This window comes from Algirhabdus cladophorae (assembly GCF_044772865.1).
Lineage (GTDB): Bacteria > Pseudomonadota > Alphaproteobacteria > Rhodobacterales > Rhodobacteraceae > Algirhabdus > Algirhabdus cladophorae.
In genome coordinates this window covers 2211208-2230346 of sequence record NZ_CP173029.1, presented here as the reverse complement: position 1 = coordinate 2230346, position 19139 = coordinate 2211208, and the positions used below count along the sequence as shown (strand labels likewise).

Genomic DNA, 19139 nt, shown 5'->3' with positions numbered 1-19139 from the left:
GATCAATCCCCATGAAAGCGAGGACAAGACTTTTGGCAAACAGCACGCTCACTCTAACCACTCCAAATGCCTTCAAGTATCTAAAGCTGCTTGGCAAGCATTTCGGTCAAGGCGTTCCGACACAGCATGACGCGTCCGAAATGACCGTTCCGCTGCCCTTTGGAACCTGTCAGATGACCGCAAACGCTGGTGTTCTAACCATCACCGTCAGCGGTGCATCCGCTGATTTAACGCGCTCAGAACAGCTTGTTGCAAGCCATCTTGTCCGTTTTGCCTTTCGTGAAAATCCAACCCTGACATGGCAGCGTGACCTGCGTGATGCCATCCATTCAAAAGGATCTACCATGACCACTCAAACATCTGAACTGTCCCGCCGTGATCTGCTTAAGGGCGTGACACTTACTGTTGGCGCGGCGGCCTTGTTGCGCACGGGCCTTGCCCCAACAGCTGCTGTGGCCCAAGGCGATTTGCCTGCTGGCACCGTTCACAGCTTTTCCAAGGGTGGCGTGACCTTCCACACCTATGTCTCACCCGCACAGGCGGTAAATGTGACCAGCCACATTGTCGAATTTGATGACCAGTTGCTGGTGGTTGATGCCACAATGCTACCCCCCACCGCCCAAGAAGTCTCGGCCCTGATCCAATCCACAGGCAAGCCTGTCGGTATGGCCTATATCAGCCACGAACATCCCGACCATTGGGGTGGTGCATCGTTCATCGAAGGCGTGTCTTTCTCGACCTTGCCGCAGGTGCGCGACGGCTTGCGGGGCGAAGCAACAGGCGGCCAATGGCCAGAGCCGACCAATGTTTTGAACGGTGCTGATCTGGTCACAGGCATGACAGAAATGTCCGGTGTTCCAGTTGAAATCCGTCACTACGAAAACGCCGAAGCACCGCACATAGCTGTGGCTGTTTTGCCCGACCAGAAAGTCGCCATCGTGCAGGATTTGGTTTACAACGGCGTCTACTTTGCGCCCGGTGTTGACCGGATGAACTGGATCAAAATTCTTGAAGAACTGCGCGATGATCCAGCCTGTGACACCTTGTTGGTCGGTCACGGTCTGCCCACAACGCGTGGGGATCTGGACACAGCAATTGCCTACCTCAAAGTGTTGGACAATGTTATGACAACCTCCGCCACACCTGATGATGCAATCGCAGCCCTCAAGGCTGAATTCCCGGGATATGGTGGTGAATTCCTGCTGAGCCTGATTTCAGAATACTGGCAGGGCTAAGCGCTCGATTAGTCTTAAGCAGACCTAGAATACAAAACGCCCGCTCGGATCCGAGCGGGCACTTTTTGTAAGAAACGGTTTTCCGATTAGGCAGTCACAGCTTTCCGGCGGCGTACTACGCCAAAGGCGCCAACGCCAATCAGCAACAGCGGCAAGGCTGCGGGAACAGGCACGGCCGACATTTCGACAGCTGACAATTTGTAGGCTGCAAAGACTTCCATGTTGCCGTTAGCATTCATTTCAGCAAGCTCTGAAAACGGGTTGCCCGAAAAATTGGCACCAAAATCGAACTTCACTTCAAGCAGTGCCACCATGCTGGCGGCAGGGGACACATCAGTCCCATTGCCCAAAAACGCTTCTACGGAATTGAACGCGATTTCAACAACGTTATTGACAAAGCCGATCCCGATAACACTGTCGCTGCCCACTTCGTTGAGCAAGTCGTCGTAAAGGGAGAAGCTGCCGGTTGCGTTACCGTCGTTGGGCATACCCAACGTGTATTGATCCAGTGTAAAGTCGAACTCGGTTAGCGAGCCGGGCAAAGTAGATGAGGCAGAGTCAACAGACATGCCAAATGCCAAAAGATCACCAAGCGTACCGTCGTCTGTGAATTCTACAGTGCCTTCGCCAGACACAAATGGGTCGGTGGCTGTGTACCCCAGCGACGCGGCATTGGCCGCTACCGCTGTGCCCAAGCTAAGGATAATCCCAGCAAAAAGGCCTTTCAAAGTCATTTCAATATCCTTCCACACAAAGTCTTAGAACGACAAATCGTCGTCGATTGTAATAAAGTCGATGTTCCCCGCATTAACACCCTCACCGCGAATATAGAGTGTGTCCCGATCACCTTCGAAAGATACAATCACAGTTGACGAGGTTTGTCGAATTGAGCCGATCATTGTCCCCGCTTCGAGAACAATACTATCGATTCCGACCTCATAGTCGTAGATCACATCACGTTCCCGGGCACCGTTGTTTGTTTCTGCGCCAAAGATGAACTGATCCTCGCCTTCGCCACCAGTGAGGCGGTCATAACGGCCGCCCAGACTGCGAATCGCGTCTGCATCCTCCGTGCCTGCGATCCGGTCACTGCCTTGGGTCCCGACGATTTCATTGGGTCCAACCGGTTCGACATAGGTCCCAGTGACCTCGACAGTGACTGTTGCAGTATCGGTCAAGTCGCCATCGCTGACAGTGTAGACAAAGGTGTCTGTGGCCGTTTCGCCCAAGCCCAGAAGGGCAAACGCATCACCGGCGTCATATGAGACAGTTCCATCCTGATTGATTTCAACATCGCCCAAAGTATCGTCTGAGTTCAGGCCGATCACTGCAAGGTCGTCTTCCTCGGGGTCACTGTCGTTGGCCAACACATCGATGTTGATGCCTGTTCCCACGGTGGCATCGGCGTCGTCGTCTTCGGCCATTGGGGCCTCATTCGGGACGTCGTCGTTGGTGATGGTCACAGTGGCAGACGTCGCTTCATAGAGCACGGGCGTCTCGGCATCGGTGACATCAATGTCGATGATGATTGTCTCATCTTCTTCAACAGTCAGATCACCTGCAACTTCGAGGGTGACGAAGACGGATGTCTCGCCATCGGCAAATGTCACCTCGGTTCCTGCCTCGGTTCCATAGTCCCCGCCGCGATCCCCCTGCTGTGCCGTGCCAGTATAGGCCAGCGCCACAGTTGCAGCACCGGTGCCCGCAGAACGGGTCACTTGGACCTGAACTTCTGTAGTGCCAGTGTTGCCTTCGGTCACAGAGGTAATTGGTGCAAAAATCGAGTAGGTCACCGGATCTGGTTCTTCTTCCTCGACACCATTGACCGAAATTTCGACCAAGGCTGTATCTGTGCCGCCGTTGCCATCGCTGACTTCGTATTCAAAGTCAAAGCTGCCGACTTGGGTTTCAGACAACCCATCAAACGAGCCGTTTAGATCCACCTCGAACGAACCATCTGCGTTCATCGTCACGATCACGCCGTTCGACAGTTCCACAGGGGTCCCATCAACCTCTATCCGACCAAACTCGACATCAAAGATCGCTGTCACAGACAGTTCATCGTCGTCGGCATCAGTGTCTTGGCCGCTGCCGTTGTCGTCGATAACGTTGCCCATCAGAACTGTGTCGGCGTCCGTAGACAAACGGTCATCTTGCGCTTCCGGTCCGAAATCATCCGTAAGGATGGTGATTTCCCCTTGGGAGCCACCAATCAGGACACCTTCGTTATCGGTGCCTGTGATGCTGACAACAAGACCTTCGTCTTGCTCAGTGCTCAGATCGCCTTTGACGATGATCTCTAGGGTTGTGGTGTCTTCGCCATCTGCAAAGCCGACTGTCCCGGTCATTGGAGTGTCGCCGCCCAGATCCGCTGCATCAACATCGCCGCCGATCTCGTAGTTGACCTGCAAGTCACCGGTTAGATCGCCAATACGGTAGAAAGTGTAGCTGACGGTTTGCACGCCATCATCGCCCTCAGTAACAGAGGTAACATCGGCCGAGATATTCACCGTGGGTGCCTGTTCTGGGGTGTCCAGAACATCAGAAGCACTTTCAGGTTCCGCAGCCAAGTTGCCCGCACCTTCAAGGAAGGCGCCCATGCCTGTCAGGGCAAAGTCGAGCACGGCGTTTTCAAAAATAACTGCGTTATCATCTGGGCTAAGGCCTGCGTCCAAGGCCGCTTGGGTTGCCATGGCACGGATGCTTTCGGGCAGATTATCCAAGGTCAACGGACCGGCTGGGAAGTTCTCGGGGAAATCCGGTGTCTCGCCAGAGAAGAGGTTTTCCGCCTCGGTCAAAGCCCAGCTTTCACGGTAGCTGCTGCCCTCGTATTCGCCACGTCCATATAGGAAGTCAAACAGCAGATCAGGCACGCCTTCGCCGTCAAATTCAATGGCACCTTCCGGAATTTCAGAACCATCGCGCAGACCAAAATCGTCTGTGAGGTCTTGGTTGGCGTTGCCCATCAAGCCGCGCACATTGCCCGAATTGCCGCCATCCGCTGCATCCGCAAGGAACACACAGACGTTCAACGAACCGTCTACATTGCCGACCATCAATTGCTCGCCAGCATCATTAAGCACGATGAAGAATTTGCCATCATCAATAAAGATGTCTGCCACATCGTCGCCATCGTCCAGATACAATGCGCCAACGGCCAGCTCGTCGTCTGTAACAACCTCTCCGTTGATCAGCAGATTGCCGGTCTTTGCATCGATCTCGATTGTGGATCCGCGCACGTCTACGGCCATACGTGTGGTGATCGACACCAAGTCGGAGCCGGGGAATGCTTCAAATCGGACCTGAACCGAGAACGGGTTGGTCGCGCCATCTTCGGTTTCCACCAGCACGTAGTCGCCCACAGCTTGGAAATCATAGCCCAAACCATCCAGTGTCGTGATATGCGGATCACCAAATACGTCAGCCTCGACGCGGATGAATTCGCCTTCTTCGATGACACCATCGCCATCAACATCAAACGGCAATTCAGGGATCGGGGGACGCCCGTCGTCATTGCGGATTGTGATGTTAGATGTCGGGTTGAAGACTGTGTAATCAGTATCATCAGAGGGGTTGACTTCGGTAATTTCCAACCGGAACCGTTCGTTAGCCTCAATCAGGCCATCGCCATTGATGTTGATCGTCACAGTAACCGAGTTTTCGCCATCAAGGATCGTGACACTGTTGCCCGGTGACGGCAGGAAGCCTTCGATGTCTTGGCTGTCAGCCCCAAAGACCCCACCAAAAGTGGTCAAGTCATAGCAAATTTCCACGTCGCCATCGGTTGTGCCGTCGCGTTGGAACGTGACGTTGATCGGCGTCGAGCCACTGTTGCCTTCGTTCAGCGACGCACCAAAGAGCGATCCGTTCACATAGGCCAAAATGCGTGGCGGGAAGTCGTCATTGTTGACCACACCTGTGCCGGTTGCATTGGTAATCCGAACGTCACCTGCGCCTGTTGCGTTTGACAAGGTGATCGTCCCGCGTTCGTTGCCTTCGATTTCTTCATCTTCGGCAATGTTGAAAGTGATCGTCTTGAACGTTTCACCTGCACCAAAGGTGACCGTGCCGTTCTGGGGCATACCGCCCTCAATGTCGGCTGCATCCAAAGCATCACTGCCAGATCCGGCAAAGGCATAATCCACGCTGACACTGCCGGATGTGTCGCCGGTGCGGTACACCTGGAACGTCAGGGCTGTGTTGTCGCTGGCATCATCGCCCTCTGTCGCGCTGGAGTAATAGCTGACCGAGATATAGGACGGCTGGTCATCGGTACGGATGATGCCTGATGCAGAGGAGGTCGTGATGACGGCAATGACGTCAGGATCTGTAGAGGATGGGTTGGTCAGATTGATGTAGGTGTATTCGTCACCTTCGATCTCTTCGTCGGCCTGCACCTGCAACACCACGTCCTTGAACGTCTCACCAGCCAAGAAGGTCAGGCTGCCTGAGGTTGGGAATGCACTGGAGAAGTCATCTGCATCCGCTGTGCCGCCTGCAACACTATAGTCCACGGTGGCGTCTACAGATGTGTCGCCATAGCGTTGAATGCGGAAGGTTAGTGTGTTGGCATCGCCCGGGTCACCCTCAACAGTGGTCGAGCCGGAGGCGCGGAAGTAAACGGGAATATCATCGTCGTAGATATAGCCATAGCCAAGCGGACGGCTGATCACGACCTGCGCGTCAGGATCCTCGGAAGTCGCATTGGACAAATGGACTTCGAAATATTCAGTGCTTTCGGTCAGATTATCGCCAGCGATTTCAACGGCGATTTGTTTTGCACTTTCGCCAGCGGCAAAGGTGACTGTGCCAAGCTGGGGCAGCGCATCGGTGAAATCAGCGTCCGTGGCCGAGTTGCCGTAGCGGTATTCCTGAATGGAATAGTCCACGGTGCCTGCTGACGACAAATCACCACTGCGGCTGACGTTGAACAACATTGTGGTTGTCTCGCCTTCGTCGGCTTCAGTGGCATAGCCATAGAAGACGGAATAATAGACCGGTACTTCGTCATCGTTGATCTGACCCGTTGCCAAACCTGATCCACTGATTGTGGCGCCTTGCGGGTGACCCTCGGCCTGAGCATCTGACAACCGCAGGCCTAGGTATTCGGTGCTTTCGTAGATTTCGTCGTCAATGACGTTCAGAGTAACCGTTTTGGTTGTCTCCCCTGCCGCAAAGGACAAGGTGCCGCCATCTGGGATGCCCCCTTCAAAGTCTGCGTCTGTGGCCGCTTGGTTGAGGTTAAAGTAGGCCTCAAAATCATAGTCGACTGTGGCATCGACATTGGTTTCGCCAAACCGATTGATGGTGAACGTAAATTGGGTTGGGTCGCCGTTTTGACCTTCGACAATAAACGGCGCGTTGACAGAAAATTGCACAGGGACATCGTCGTTGGTGATGGTCCCAAAGGCGCTGGACGAGCCGAGTGTAACAGCTGTTCCGTCATCCGAGACTCCATTTTCCAAGAAGACTTGGAAAAACTCGGTGTTTTCCGTGTCGTTGTCGCCTTGGACAAGTACGGTAAAGGTCTGTGACGTTTCACCTGCCTCAAAACGCAGGCTGCCTGTTTGCGGGAAACCACCGACCAAATCGTCATCATCTGCGGCCTGAGAACTGGCATAAAGATCAACGCGGTAGTCAATATCCGCGCCGACATTCACTTCACCGGAGCGGAAGACAGTATAGACCATTTCCGTCGTTTCACCTGCATCGCCTTCGGTCACCGTACGGCTGCTGATCGAGAAGGTGACAGGGAAATCGTCGTTCGAAATGGTCCCCAATCCGTTGGCATCCGAGATTATCGCGGTTTCGCCCGCGACAGTTTCAGGATCGCTGAGCAACAATTGAACATATTCCGTTGTTTCAATCTCGTCGTCGCCAGAGACCACGGCTGTCACGGTTTTGCTGGTCTCGCCTGCGGCAAACACCAATTCACCCGATTGTGGGAACCCGGAGACAAAGTCGTCGGCATTGGCGGAATTGCTAAACGGATAGGCTTCCAGCGAGAAAGACACGCTTGCCTCAACATCGATCAATCCGGTCCGCGTGACGGTAAATGACAGGGTCCGTTCGTCGCCCGTTTCGCCTTCCGTGACAAAGGCGTTGTTGGCGCGGAACGTGGCCGGGATATCATCATCGTCGATACGTCCAAACACTCGTGGTGTATTTAATTGGGGCGCTTCGGCTGCATCTGTGGTCAGGTTGGAGAGGTTCATCACCACGTATTCGGTGCCCTCCGTCACATTGTCACCGGCCACGACCAGCTCGATGGTCTGTGTGGTTTCGCCTGCTGCGAATTCGATTGTGCCGGCACGTGGTTGACCAGTGTTTGGATCGATATAGCCACTGACAAAATCCTCAGGCGTTGTGGCCGAGGTATAAGGCGACAGGGTGAAATCAACAGATGCGGTAGCGTCAAGGTTGCCACTGCGCGTAACTGTAAAGATCAACGTCACATTGTCTGCGTCATCGTCGGTTTCAGTGACGCGGTTGCCACTCGCCGACACAATAACGGGACGTTCATCATCCAAAATCGTCAGCGTAGCAGAAGACCGGTTGATCGTGACCTCGTCACCACCGGCATCCGCGTTGGACAGCGTGAACGTCGCGTTTTCATTGCCCTCCAAAATCGCGTCATCTGTGATCGCAAACTGTACAATTTTGCTGGTCTCACCAGCGGCAAACGTAATTGATCCCGTCTGCGGCAGACCGTCATCGAAATCTTCGCTTTCTGCTGTGCTGAAGCTGCTGAAATACGAGGTCAGTGTGTAATCAACTGTGACTTCGATGTCTGTACGACCGCCACGGAACACTTCGACTTCCAAAAACGCGTCGCCTTCAGTCGCCGTCTGATTGAAGACGGACAGCGTTGCGGGCACATCATCGTTGCGAATAAGGCCAATTCCATCATCGTTGATGATTGTGATCGCTCCGCCGCTATCTGTCACAGCGTTGGACAAGGTAACTGTGAAGTCCTCAAAACCTTCTTGTTGGGTGTCGCCTGCAACTTCGACCAGAATTTCGACTGTGCTTTCGCCATCGGCAAAGGTGACCGTGCCAGATGGAAAGGCGCCGCCTTCAAAATCATCGGCTGCAGCATCGGTGTAGAAGGTATAAACGCTGGACCCGCTGGACACGGCCCAATCCACGGACACTTCGTCGGCAAGATCGCCATTTCGGGTGACTGTGAACACAAATTGACCCGGGGTGCCGGTTCCTTCGTCTCCGAATACGATGTTTCTGTCAATTGAGATCAACGTCGGCAGAATGCCAGTATCAACATCTACAATAGTGTTTTGCTGCTGAATAATGTTGTCATCCGAACCGTCGGCTGCATCGCTGGCCTCTAGCGCCTCACCGCCAAAGATAATCTGAACTTGGCCGTCGTCGCTATTGGCATCGGGATTGGCGAACAACAGGTCATCCGCCCCGTCATTATTCACATCGCCAACACCGGCCACAGTGATGCGGTCAAACTGGAAGTAATCGCCAAGCTCGATCTTGTAGGCATCGCCTGCTGCGACCATGGCATTCAGCTCAAAGTAGCCGCTTTGGGCCTCCTCGCTGCCAAAGACCAAATACCCTGTAACCAGATCGAAGTCACGTTCGCGGCCTGCGATAAAGAAATCATCAACGCCATCCGCGTTCATATCACCGACGCCAACAATCGTTTGAATGTCCAATTGATCTTGGGAATCCGCGGCAAAGTAGAATGCAGCATCACCGGCAGCAACGGCTGCAGTATCTGCGGCAATCGATCCACTTCCATCCAACAGGTCGGACGCGCCTTGCACGACAATAGCGCCAGTAATTTCCGACACAGCCCCTAATGTGAGGGTGGAGATATCTGCAGCCGATGAAAAGCCGCGCGTGGCGATCTCGGCAAAGCCATCCTCGCCCGAGACATCGCCCAAGGCAAAATCACCAAACAGCCCAAAGTTGGAGGAGTCGATACTTTTGATATCCGGTCCGGTGCCAGCGGCCAAATCTTCGCCTACCACAACAAAGCTGTTGTTGACCCCTGCATAGGTTCCAACACCTGAGATTTCGTCTGGCGCGTCGGGGGTTATTACCCGCGTGTAGTTGCCGATATAGGCCGAGCCTTCACCGACCACCAAATCGTTAAAGCCATCGCCATTGATGTCCGAGGCCCCATTGATCCCAACGCTCCGCGAGTCGTAATCGTAGACATTGCCGATCTCGCCACTGCCCAAAGCCGCAGCAACGACCGGGCCGCCAAATTCGCCGCCGTAAAAGCCGCCAATCGTTTGACCAGCTTCAAAAGAAAAGCCGTCGTCGTCCGTGATCTCAGCCAGATTTACGAACAGATCGCTGTTGCCTTCGTCGGCGATCGCCTCGTCCGTGGTGCGGTCCTCATCCGTGCCATAAAGAACAAAGCTGCGCACATCGTTCACGGCCACATAGTTGCGGTAGTAGTTCGAAAAATCACCATCGTCCGGGTTGTACTCGCCATCCCCGTTCGCGTCATAAAGGGTGTAGTAGTACGAATAGCCTGAATCGAACGAGCGGGTTTGGGTGTTCAGGCCGATATCCGCAACGCCATCGTCGTTGAAATCGCCAATGGCAACAACGCCGGTAATCTCGCCTTCCGCATCGATGCGGAACCCATCAAGATCCGTTACATTGACCGTTGAGTCTGCCACGGACTGGCCGCCATAAATAACATAGGCAACGCCTTCGGTCGCTGCGCTGGAGTATCCGTAGTTGGTGTCGAAATCGTAATCGGTGGAATTTTCGACAATCGCAAAGTCGTCGACGTCGTCGCCGTTCACATCGCCTAAACCGACGACGGAATGACCAAAGGTAGAGTAGCTGGAATAGTCGCTGACATAGGCGTCTGATTCAATCTTGAATCCGTTCGTGCCATCGATGTCGTCTAAGTCAATGGATATCGGGCCATCTTCAGTACCGTAGACGACGTAGACCGCGCCAGTGGTTTTTTGAAATCCTTCACCGCCTTCATAGGAGGTTCCGCGTTTTTCGGTGATTGCGAAATCCGCAATTCCGTCGCCATTGATGTCACCAATGCCCGAGGCGTCAAAGCCTAGTTCATCGTTTTCGTCATCGTTGCCATTAACAATAATTGTGCCGTAATTACCCATAGCATTGCCCCCCCAAAGAGCCGCGGAATTCGCCGAGTTAAAATGTCATCGCTCAAAAATTAACCATATAAAGTCTAGGAAAAGGTGATTCTGTCAAGTCGTCGTGGGGTAATTTTCGGTGTGTTTGTCATCAATGAACTCACTGAAGTAATAGTTATTTCAATGGCTTAGGTCTATTTTGGCGGCGAAGATAAGGATTTCCTGCCCTGCGCGCTGCGCTGCTGCCGCTGAACCAGTTTCCTTAATGAAATCTGAGACTTCGCGGCACTTTAGGGAAATTTTAGAATTGGTTAACGTTCTGTCGATCAGGGCCTGAATAGCTGCGGCATCAAAGGATCCGACCATGCCAAGGCCAACTTTAGCACGTGCAATCGCTTGCGTTGTAAGCAATTGTTCGCGGTGCGTGGGCACTGCGATTTGAGGCAGGCCGTACTTAAGAAAGCCGGCGCTTATGCCGTGCCCGGCATGGGACACCCCCAGATCGCTATCTGGTAAGACCTTGTCCAGGCGCAAGGGGCTGTCAAACACTTGTACACCGCGTTCTGTCAACCGGTTTGCGTCCTGTTCCACCAATCCCGGCGCTACCAGAATAACTTGGTGTTGAAGGGCTGCGCGATAAAGTCCGCCAAGGGTCTTTGCGGCCTCGGCCGAGCCCGGACGCAAGTAGGCAAACACCTTGGCGCGGTCATCATTGGCCCATCTCGCCCCGGTGGCGCCGACCGTGTCACTGATCAAAGGCCCAAGATATTCAGCGCCCTCATCTCGGGTATTTGCGTAGCAATCAAGCTGCGGCAGGGTCATCAACAAGGACACATCCGGCCGTAGCAAATCTGCAAAACGTGCCGCAGCAGGAGCACCGAAAAGGGCTGCGATAGCGGTATTGGCTGTGTGCAAAACATCGGCCTCCTGCCGCAGGGCTAGTGCCACCGATCGGGGCTGATCTGGTGCAAAGGCTGGCATGGGTACGGTCAAAGGCGGGTTGTCATAACTGCTGCCCAAGATAACTGTAGGCAACTGCATCTGCTTGCTCACCATTTGTGCGGTTGGGGCCGCTTGGGTCACAACAATATCCGGGCGCAGCAGTGTCATCAAATTGCGCCAAGCTTCCATCAATGCGGTTAAATTTTGCGGGTTGTCCCATCCTGAACTTGCCAACACTCCGGCAAAGCTTTCGCCTTGGGCCTCGCCTCTGGCAAGGACCCGCGAAGGCACAAAAGGGGCCGGCAACAGCGTCGCATCCAATTGCGGGCCCATCGTCCGGATGGCCGCTGGATTGCGCGCCGCTACGATTATATCTGCACGGCCTTCTAATTGTTCCGCGACCCGGGCCAGCTTATTTGCATGCCCGAGGTTCTCGCCCATTTCCCACGCAAAAAGGATGCGTGGTCTAGAGTGCGGCATTTTCTGCGTCGAGCGGGGCAGGGCGGATCTGGAAGCGAATTTCGGGTGTGCGCAGGCCCAATAGCTTGGGTCGTTTGATCCCGCTTAGGAACGCGACGTCGTAAAGTTCCTGAACCACCCCTTCGATATTGAGGGTATGTTCAATATCGCCCGTTGTCAGATTGACCACGGCCAGCAAGCAAGACGGTTCAAGGTCCTGTTGGCTGAGGCGTTCGTTCAAAGACAGCCCCTCAAACGTCTTGTCTTTACGCGGTCGCGACACGCCAATAATCGCGTGATTGCCGACAAAGGCCACGCCGCGGGCAAAGCCGGGCAAAAAGCACAGCGGCTCGAACGTGCCTGTCTTTTGGTCGATTTGCCCAAACTCACCAGTGCCTGATTGCAGGCAATACAGCGTGCCGTTGTGGACGCGCGGCGAATGCGGCATGCTCAGGCCGCCTGCGACCACCTCGCCGGTGGGCACATGCATCACGATGCCGCCGTCACGACGTTTGTCGCGCCACGCGCCTTGAGTGTTGGTTTCGGCCACGCAGGTCACAAAGGCTGGTTTCCCATCTTCCATCGCCAAACCGTTCAAATGGCAGCGGTCCTCTGCGGCGATCCGGTCAATAAAGGGCGGTGTCCAGACCGGTCGGAAGGAATGGCGGCGATCCAGCGTAGCAAGGCAATTGAACCGTGTTGCTACAAAGAGGGGTGCGTTTTGATTAGGCACGCCGTGGATGTCGTGGATATCGATATCGCCTGTCGTGCGCCCTTCGAACGGGACGAAAACTGCGTCGTAGCCGTCTTCGGTTTTCTTGCCGGGGTCTAGCAGGTTTTCCAAACGCCACAGCTGATACAGTGACGACAGCCACAACACTGTACGACCGGCCTCTTGGGATTGGCCAAAGCCCATGCAGCGCGGAAAGGAGCGTTCATAAACACTCAGCCGTCCAGAGCCCGGGGTGGTGCCGACCAAGAAAACTTTGCCTGCTTGATAGGTGGTGAAAGCCAGAGATCCGCCAATGGACTGCAACCAGGGCACAAACGTGCGCGAGGGCATGAGGGATAAAACGGGGGGCTGTTCGGTCGTCTCGGGGGCGGCTGTATCGGTCATAAGGGTAATCCGGAAATGCTAAAATTAGCGACCATCTTAGTCACAACCTCGTTTTTGGCAACGTTCCTGCGTAAAATATGGCTGGCCTTTAGGGATCGACCGGCTGGCCTGTGACCAATTGCGAGGCGCGGCGCGTCAGGATTTGCCGCCGCGCAAATGCCCCTAAAAACAGCCCTGTCAGGATCATCACGACCGTTGCTGCAGGCGAGCTGCCCAACCAAAAACTGATGTAAGTTCCCGCAACCATTGAGGCCATGCACAGCCCCGTGGCCACCCAAAGCATCGTTGAAAATTGGCGCACGAGCAAAAACGCAATGGCCCCCGGGGCGATCAACAATCCTATGGCAAGGATCAGACCAGCAGCCGACAAAGTGGCCACAATTGTCAGCGAAAGGGCCGCCAACAGGCCGTAATGGAGCGCCGTCGTAGGCAGGCCAGCGGCGCGGGCTTGCGCGGGATCAAAGCTATAGAGGATCAAATCCTTGGCTTTCAGGATCAGTCCCAGTGCAACCCCTGCGGACAGGATGGCCGATGTCCACAACTCTGATGGCTCTACCCCCATCAAGTTGCCAAACAGGATATGGTTGAGGTGCGCGTTGGTTTCGATTGACGTGTACAAAACTATGCCAATCGCAAACATGCCCGAGAACACCACGCCCATCACTGTGTCTTGTTTGATCCGGCTGTTTTCCGTCAGATATCCAGTGGCTACGGCGCAGGTCATGCCTGCCACAAAGGCCCCCAAAATCAATGGCAGCCCTATGATATAGGCCAAAATCACCCCGGGAAGAACTGCATGGCTGATTGCGTCGCCCATCAAGGCCCAGCCTTTGACCACCAAAAAACACGACAGCAACGCCATGGGCACGGAGACGATGATGCAGATCAAAAACGCGTTTTGCATAAAGCCAAAGCTGAACGGCAACAGCAGTGTTTGCAGATCCATCATGCCGCTCCTTGGGTGAGGGCGGCTTTTGCTTTGCGCTTGCTCGCGAGGATCCCGTATTTCGGGGCGAACACAAACACCAAAAGGAAAATCAACGTCTGTAGTGATACGATCACACCGCCAGTGGCCCCATCCAAAAAGTAGCTCAGGTAAGCGCCCAGAAAACTGGTTCCGGCACCCAACGCGACCGAAGTCGCTATCAAACGCGGAAATCGGTCGCACAGCAAATACGCCGTGGCACCGGGTGTGACGACCATTGCAATGACCAAAAACGCTCCAACGGTTTGCATCGCAGCCACCACAGAGGCCGACAGAAGAACGAAAAACATAGCCTTCAGCAATGAAGGGCGCAGGCCAATGGTGCGGGCATGGTTTTCGTCAAAAAACGTGACCATCAGATCCTTCCATTTGGCTAACAAAATGACCAGCGATACGGTCCCGATGATAACCAATTGCAGCGTGTCTTCTGGGGTGATGGCAAGGATATTGCCCATTGTGATGGTTTGGACAGACACAGATGTGGGCGACAGGGATACCATGAACAACCCCAAGCCAAAGAACGAGGTAAAGATCATCCCGATGATCACATCAATTTTAAGGCCCGAGCGTTCGGACAAAAACAGCATCGCGCCTGCAGCCAGAATACCTGAAAAGAATGCGCCAACGGCGAACGGCAGGCCCAGCATATAGGCCCCAGCCACCCCCGGTACCACGGAATGGGACAAGGCATCGCCGATCAGCGACCATCCTTTGAGCATTAAAAACGCAGACAAAAACGCACAGACCCCGCCGACCAAGGCCGAGACCCAGATTGCGTTGGTCATGTAGCTGTAGCTAAAGGGGTCCAGCAGCGTCTCGATCATGGGGTCTTTTCGCTGCGCTGGGTTTTCTCGCCGTATTGTACAAATGGGCGCTCGTCATCTGTAAAGATCGTGACCTCGCGGGCATCTTCGTCATCGTGCAATGTGTCGCCCGTAAGGGTGAAATGGCGCAAAACGCCGCCAAAAGCTTTCTCGAGGTTTTCGCGGTTAAAGACCTGTTCCGTTGGGCCGGATCCAAGGATGGTGCCCTTGACCAGAATGGTGCGATCACAAAATTCCGGCACGGATCCAAGGTTATGTGTCGAGACCAGCATGACGCGCCCTTCGGCGCGCATTTCACCCAACAGGGCGACGATCTGATCTTCGGTTTTGACGTCGACGCCGGTGAACGGCTCGTCCAGCAAGATCACCTGGCCATCTTGGGCCAAAGCGCGGGCCAAAAAGACGCGTTTACGTTGGCCGCCAGAGAGTTCGCCGATTTGGCGTTTGCGAAAATCCTGCATTCCGACGCGGGTCAGGGCCATGTCCACAGCGGCGTGATCAGCGGCTTTGGGGCGGCGCATAAAACCCATGTGCCCATAGCGGCCCATCATCACTACGTCTTCGACCAGAATGGGAAAGGACCAGTCCACTTCTTCGGCTTGGGGCACATAGGATACAAGGTTTGCTGACAGGGCTGCCCGCACATCGCGCCCCATAATCTGGATTTTGCCTTTGGCCGTGGGAACAAACCCCATGATTGCCTTGAACAGCGTCGATTTGCCCGCCCCGTTCACCCCCACAAGCGCTGTCACACTGCCCTTGGGCAGCTCAAAACTGGCGTCCCAAAGGGCCGTGTGCCCGTTGCGGTAAGTCACTGTAACGTCAACAGCGCTGAGACCTGCGGCCTGAGAAGGGGACGCAGATGTCATTGAGGCAAAGCGACTGTCAAACCGCGAACCACGGTTTGAGCCGTGACTGTGAGCAAATCCAGATACGTAGGTACGGGCCCATCTGCTGCACTTAGGCTGTCAACATACAAGACACCGCCATACGCGGCCCCTGTCTCGCGGGCGACCTGTTCTGCGGGGCTGGTATTGACGGTGCTTTCGCAAAAGACCACCGGGATGTCATTGGCGCGCACACCGTCGATAACCGCTCGCACTTGCTGCGGGGTGCCGACCTGATCGGCGTTCATCGGCCAAAGGTAAAGCTCGTTCAAGCCAAAGTCGCGCGCCAGATAGCTGAACGCCCCTTCGCAGGTGACTAGCCAGCGTTTGTCTTCGGGCACGGATTGGATTGCGGCGCGAAGCGGTGCCAAGGTGGCGCGCAATTCGTCGCTATATTGCGCGGCATTATTTGCATAGACAGCGGCGTTTTCTGGATCCGCGTCAGACAGGGCCTTTTCGATATTGCTGATGTAAATCAGCGCATTGTCCAAACCCATCCATGCATGGGGGTTGGCTTTGCCTTCGTAACTGCCTGATCCAATTGAGATCGGCTCGATCCCGTCTGTCAGGGTGACCGATGGTACATCTCGCAGATTGCTGAGGAATTGCTCGAACCAAAGTTCGAGGTTCAGTCCGTTCCACAGGATCAAGTCCGCATCAATGGCGCGCACGATGTCGCGCGGCGTCGGCTCGTAGCCGTGGATCTCAGCCCCTGCTTTGGTCACGGACACGACCTCGGCGGCGTCACCTGCTACATTGGCGGCCATGTCGGCCAAAACGGTAAAGGTTGTGACAACCTTTAGCTTATCTTGAGCCGCAGCAAGAGGTGCACAGGCGCAGAGTGTTGCAAAGGCAAAGGACAAGAGGCGGGGCAGGCGCATAGCTAATTCCTTTTTGGTAGGCCACAGGTAGGGCGCGGTGATGTAAATGCAAATCACTCGCAAGTATAGCAGTGTTGCGAGTCATTCGCAACAAGGAGCGGATTGTAAGACTATGACAGAGCGCTGCGGCCCGCTGCGCGCCCAGAAAAAATGCAACCGCCCAAAAATGTGCCTTCAAGAGAGTTGTAGCCGTGGTAACCGCCGCCGCCAAACCCCGCGACTTCGCCTGCGGCATAGAGCCCGTCGACGTGTGTTCCGTCTGCTTTGACCAGTTGGCTGTTGAGATCGGTTTGAAGCCCGCCCAGCGTTTTGCGCGTCAGCAAATGCAAGCGCACGGCGATCAATGGCCCGTTGGCGGGATCCAAAAACTTGTGTGGCTTTGCGGTGCGGATCAACTTGTCGCCACGATATTGACGTGCTGCATGAATGGCCGAGACCTGCGCATCCTTGGAAAAAGGGTTGTCCATTTGCGCATCGCGCGCAGCTATCTGAGCGTGCAGATGATTTGCATCTAACAAGGTGCTGCCTGCAGTTTGGTTCATCCCCTCCACAAGGGCGGGCAATGTGTCGGCCACAACAAAATCCGCCCCATGGGCCTTGAAGGCCTCAACGGGGCCTGTGGCCTTTGCACCTGATAAAATCCGCTGTTTGATAACCTCCATCCACTTGGCCGAGGTGAAATCTGGATTTTGCTCAGACCCGGATAGAGCAAACTCCTTTTTGATCACCTTTTGGGTCAGCACGAACCAACTGTAATCATAGCCTGTGTCCAAGATCATTTTGAACGTCGACAGGCTGTCAAATCCGGGCAGGGCAGGTGGGGCGAACCGATTGCCCTTGGCATCAAACCACATCGAGGACGGACCCGGCAGAATGCGGATCCCATGGCGGGGCCAAATCGGATCCCAGTTTTGCACGCCTTCGGTGTAGAACCATAGGCGGTCTTGGTTGATCGCATGGCCACCGGCGTTTTGTGTGATCTCCAACATGCGGCCATCCACATGGGCCGGCACGCCTGACAGCATCGATGCTGGCGCGGGGCCAAGGCGGTCTGTGGGCCAAACCTTGCGTACCATCTCGAAGTTGCCGCCGATCCCGCCGGATGTGACGATCACAGCATCCGCGTTTAGGGTGAAATCAGAAACCGGATCGCGATTGGTTTGTGCGCCCTGCACAGCAGCATCTGGCGCCAAAATGCGACCACTGACGCCTTTAGCAGCCCCGGCCTGCGTTTCGATCCGGTCCACTTGATGGCGATAGAGGTACGTGATCCGGCCTGCGTCCACATGGTCTTGGCAGCGGCGAATGAAATGTTCCAACACACCGGGACCCGTGCCCCAAGTGATGTGAAATCGGGGCACCGAATTGCCGTGGCCATTGGCAAAGCTGCCGCCGCGTTCGGCCCATCCCACGACGGGGAACCAACGCAGGCCCATTTTATGCAGCCATGGGCGCATCTCGCCTGCGGCAAAGTCGATATAGGCCTCGGCCCATTTGCGCGGCAAAGCATCTTCGGGGCGGTCAAACTGCGCCGATCCCATCCAGTCGTTCAAAGCCAAGTCGCGGCTGTCTTTGATCCCCATGCGCCGTTGTTCAGGCGTGTCGATCATGAACAATCCGCCTAGTGACCAAAACGCCTGCCCCCCAAGGTTTTGTGGACCTTCTTGGTCGACAATCACTACGGATTTGCTGCGGTCCGCCAATTCTGCCGCTGCCGTCAGGCCCGCAAGGCCTGCGCCCACAATAATCGCATCAGATGAGGTCATTCACTTGCTCCGCAGCCAAAGGACAAAAGGCAGCGCCACGAGATACATGGTCACGCCGTAAACGGCAGATGGCAGGCCAATTGCAGGCACTGTGGCTGAGGCGCCGACGATAAGCGGGGCCAGCGTAATGCCCACAGTTCCGTTTTGGATGCCCACTTCGATCGACATCGTCTTGCGTTCGCGCCATGACATCCCTGCAGCCGCTGCAATGGCCAGACCCGCCACCATCATAATCAGGTTCAAGCTGATCAAAGCTGGCCCAAGACTGGCGAGGTTGTCCACAAAGAGCTGCCAATTGGTGGCCACCGCGGCAATAACAATCACAACAAAGAGGATACTGGCCAAAATCACCAGTTTCGGCTCAATCCGGAGGGCAAATGCAGGTGCAAAACGGCGGATCGCCATGCCAAGTGCAACTGGCAATGTGGTGATCAAGAACATAGCGATGGCAAGGGACGTCACAGATATCTCGGGGGCGGCATCGCCCATGAAATGCACCACGGCCCAGCCCACCAAGGGCGGCACGGTTAAAATCGACAGCAACGATACAACTGCTGTGAGGGAGACCGACAAAGCGACATCACCCCGGGCCAAACGCGAGACCACATTGGACGTCACTCCACCGGGACAGAAGGATAACAGCATCACCCCTGCTGCCATTTCGCCGGTCAAACCAAAAGCAAGGATCATGGCGTAGGCCACAATCGGCACCAAGAGCACCTGACATGCAGCGCCAATGGCAAAGGCACGGCCGCGTTCGGCCACGCGTTTGAAATCAGCACCGGTGAGGCCGATGCCAAGGCTCAGCATGATGATTGCCAAGGAAAGTGGCAGCACCACGTTGATCAGAATATCCATTATGTCCCCCCGTTTGACACGCACCCTAGGGGGCGGTGCCCCCGACTGGCAAGGCCCGGACGGCTACGACGCAACGTAGGGCGC

Annotated in this window: 11 protein-coding genes; 1 reads left to right on the top strand and 10 read right to left on the bottom strand. The window is 55.1% G+C overall.

Annotated elements, in window-relative coordinates:
- The first annotated feature begins 32 nt into the window (after positions 1-32).
- Complete coding sequence (locus ACIRQ6_RS10665; protein WP_420860568.1) at positions 33-1235, top strand: DUF2218 domain-containing protein; 1203 nt, start codon at positions 33-35, stop codon at positions 1233-1235.
- 86 nt (positions 1236-1321) lie between these two features.
- Here ACIRQ6_RS10665 and ACIRQ6_RS10660 read toward each other — a convergent pair whose 3' ends face one another.
- From ACIRQ6_RS10660 to ACIRQ6_RS10615, 10 genes are all read right to left on the bottom strand, one after another.
- Positions 1322-1969 carry a VPLPA-CTERM sorting domain-containing protein gene (locus ACIRQ6_RS10660; RefSeq protein ID WP_420860567.1) on the bottom strand — a complete coding sequence of 216 codons (648 nt, stop codon included), beginning with the start codon at positions 1967-1969 and terminating at the stop codon, positions 1322-1324.
- 24 nt (positions 1970-1993) lie between these two features.
- The gene (locus tag ACIRQ6_RS10655) at positions 1994-10357 is read right to left on the bottom strand and encodes a Calx-beta domain-containing protein (RefSeq protein ID WP_420860566.1); all 8364 of its coding nucleotides are present in this window, start codon (positions 10355-10357) and stop codon (positions 1994-1996) included.
- Positions 10358-10516: 159 nt separating this feature from the next.
- On the bottom strand, positions 10517-11758 hold the full coding sequence (locus tag ACIRQ6_RS10650; RefSeq protein ID WP_420860565.1) for a glycosyltransferase: 1242 nt from the start codon (positions 11756-11758) through the stop codon (positions 10517-10519).
- Positions 11745-12854 carry a TIGR03032 family protein gene (locus ACIRQ6_RS10645; RefSeq protein WP_420860564.1) on the bottom strand — a complete coding sequence of 370 codons (1110 nt, stop codon included), beginning with the start codon at positions 12852-12854 and terminating at the stop codon, positions 11745-11747. The genes ACIRQ6_RS10650 and ACIRQ6_RS10645 overlap by 14 nt, the downstream gene beginning before the upstream one ends.
- A gap of 88 nt (positions 12855-12942) precedes the next feature.
- Positions 12943-13800: a metal ABC transporter permease gene (locus ACIRQ6_RS10640; protein WP_420863896.1), complete on the bottom strand. Its 858-nt coding sequence runs from the start codon at positions 13798-13800 to the stop codon at positions 12943-12945.
- Positions 13800-14663: a metal ABC transporter permease gene (locus tag ACIRQ6_RS10635; protein WP_420860563.1), complete on the bottom strand. Its 864-nt coding sequence runs from the start codon at positions 14661-14663 to the stop codon at positions 13800-13802. The genes ACIRQ6_RS10640 and ACIRQ6_RS10635 overlap by 1 nt, the downstream gene beginning before the upstream one ends.
- Positions 14660-15532, bottom strand: a complete 873-nt coding sequence (locus ACIRQ6_RS10630) for a manganese/iron ABC transporter ATP-binding protein (protein WP_420860562.1) — start codon at positions 15530-15532, stop codon at positions 14660-14662. Before ACIRQ6_RS10630 ends, ACIRQ6_RS10635 begins: the two co-directional genes overlap by 4 nt.
- Entirely contained in the window at positions 15529-16431 is a 903-nt protein-coding gene (locus tag ACIRQ6_RS10625) for a metal ABC transporter substrate-binding protein (protein ID WP_420860561.1), read from the bottom strand. Before ACIRQ6_RS10625 ends, ACIRQ6_RS10630 begins: the two co-directional genes overlap by 4 nt.
- A 110-nt stretch (positions 16432-16541) precedes the next feature.
- Complete coding sequence (locus ACIRQ6_RS10620) at positions 16542-18197, bottom strand: FAD-binding dehydrogenase (RefSeq protein WP_420860560.1); 1656 nt, start codon at positions 18195-18197, stop codon at positions 16542-16544.
- Entirely contained in the window at positions 18198-19055 is an 858-nt protein-coding gene (locus tag ACIRQ6_RS10615) for a bile acid:sodium symporter family protein (RefSeq protein WP_420860559.1), read from the bottom strand.
- Between the last annotated feature and the right edge of the window lie 84 nt (positions 19056-19139).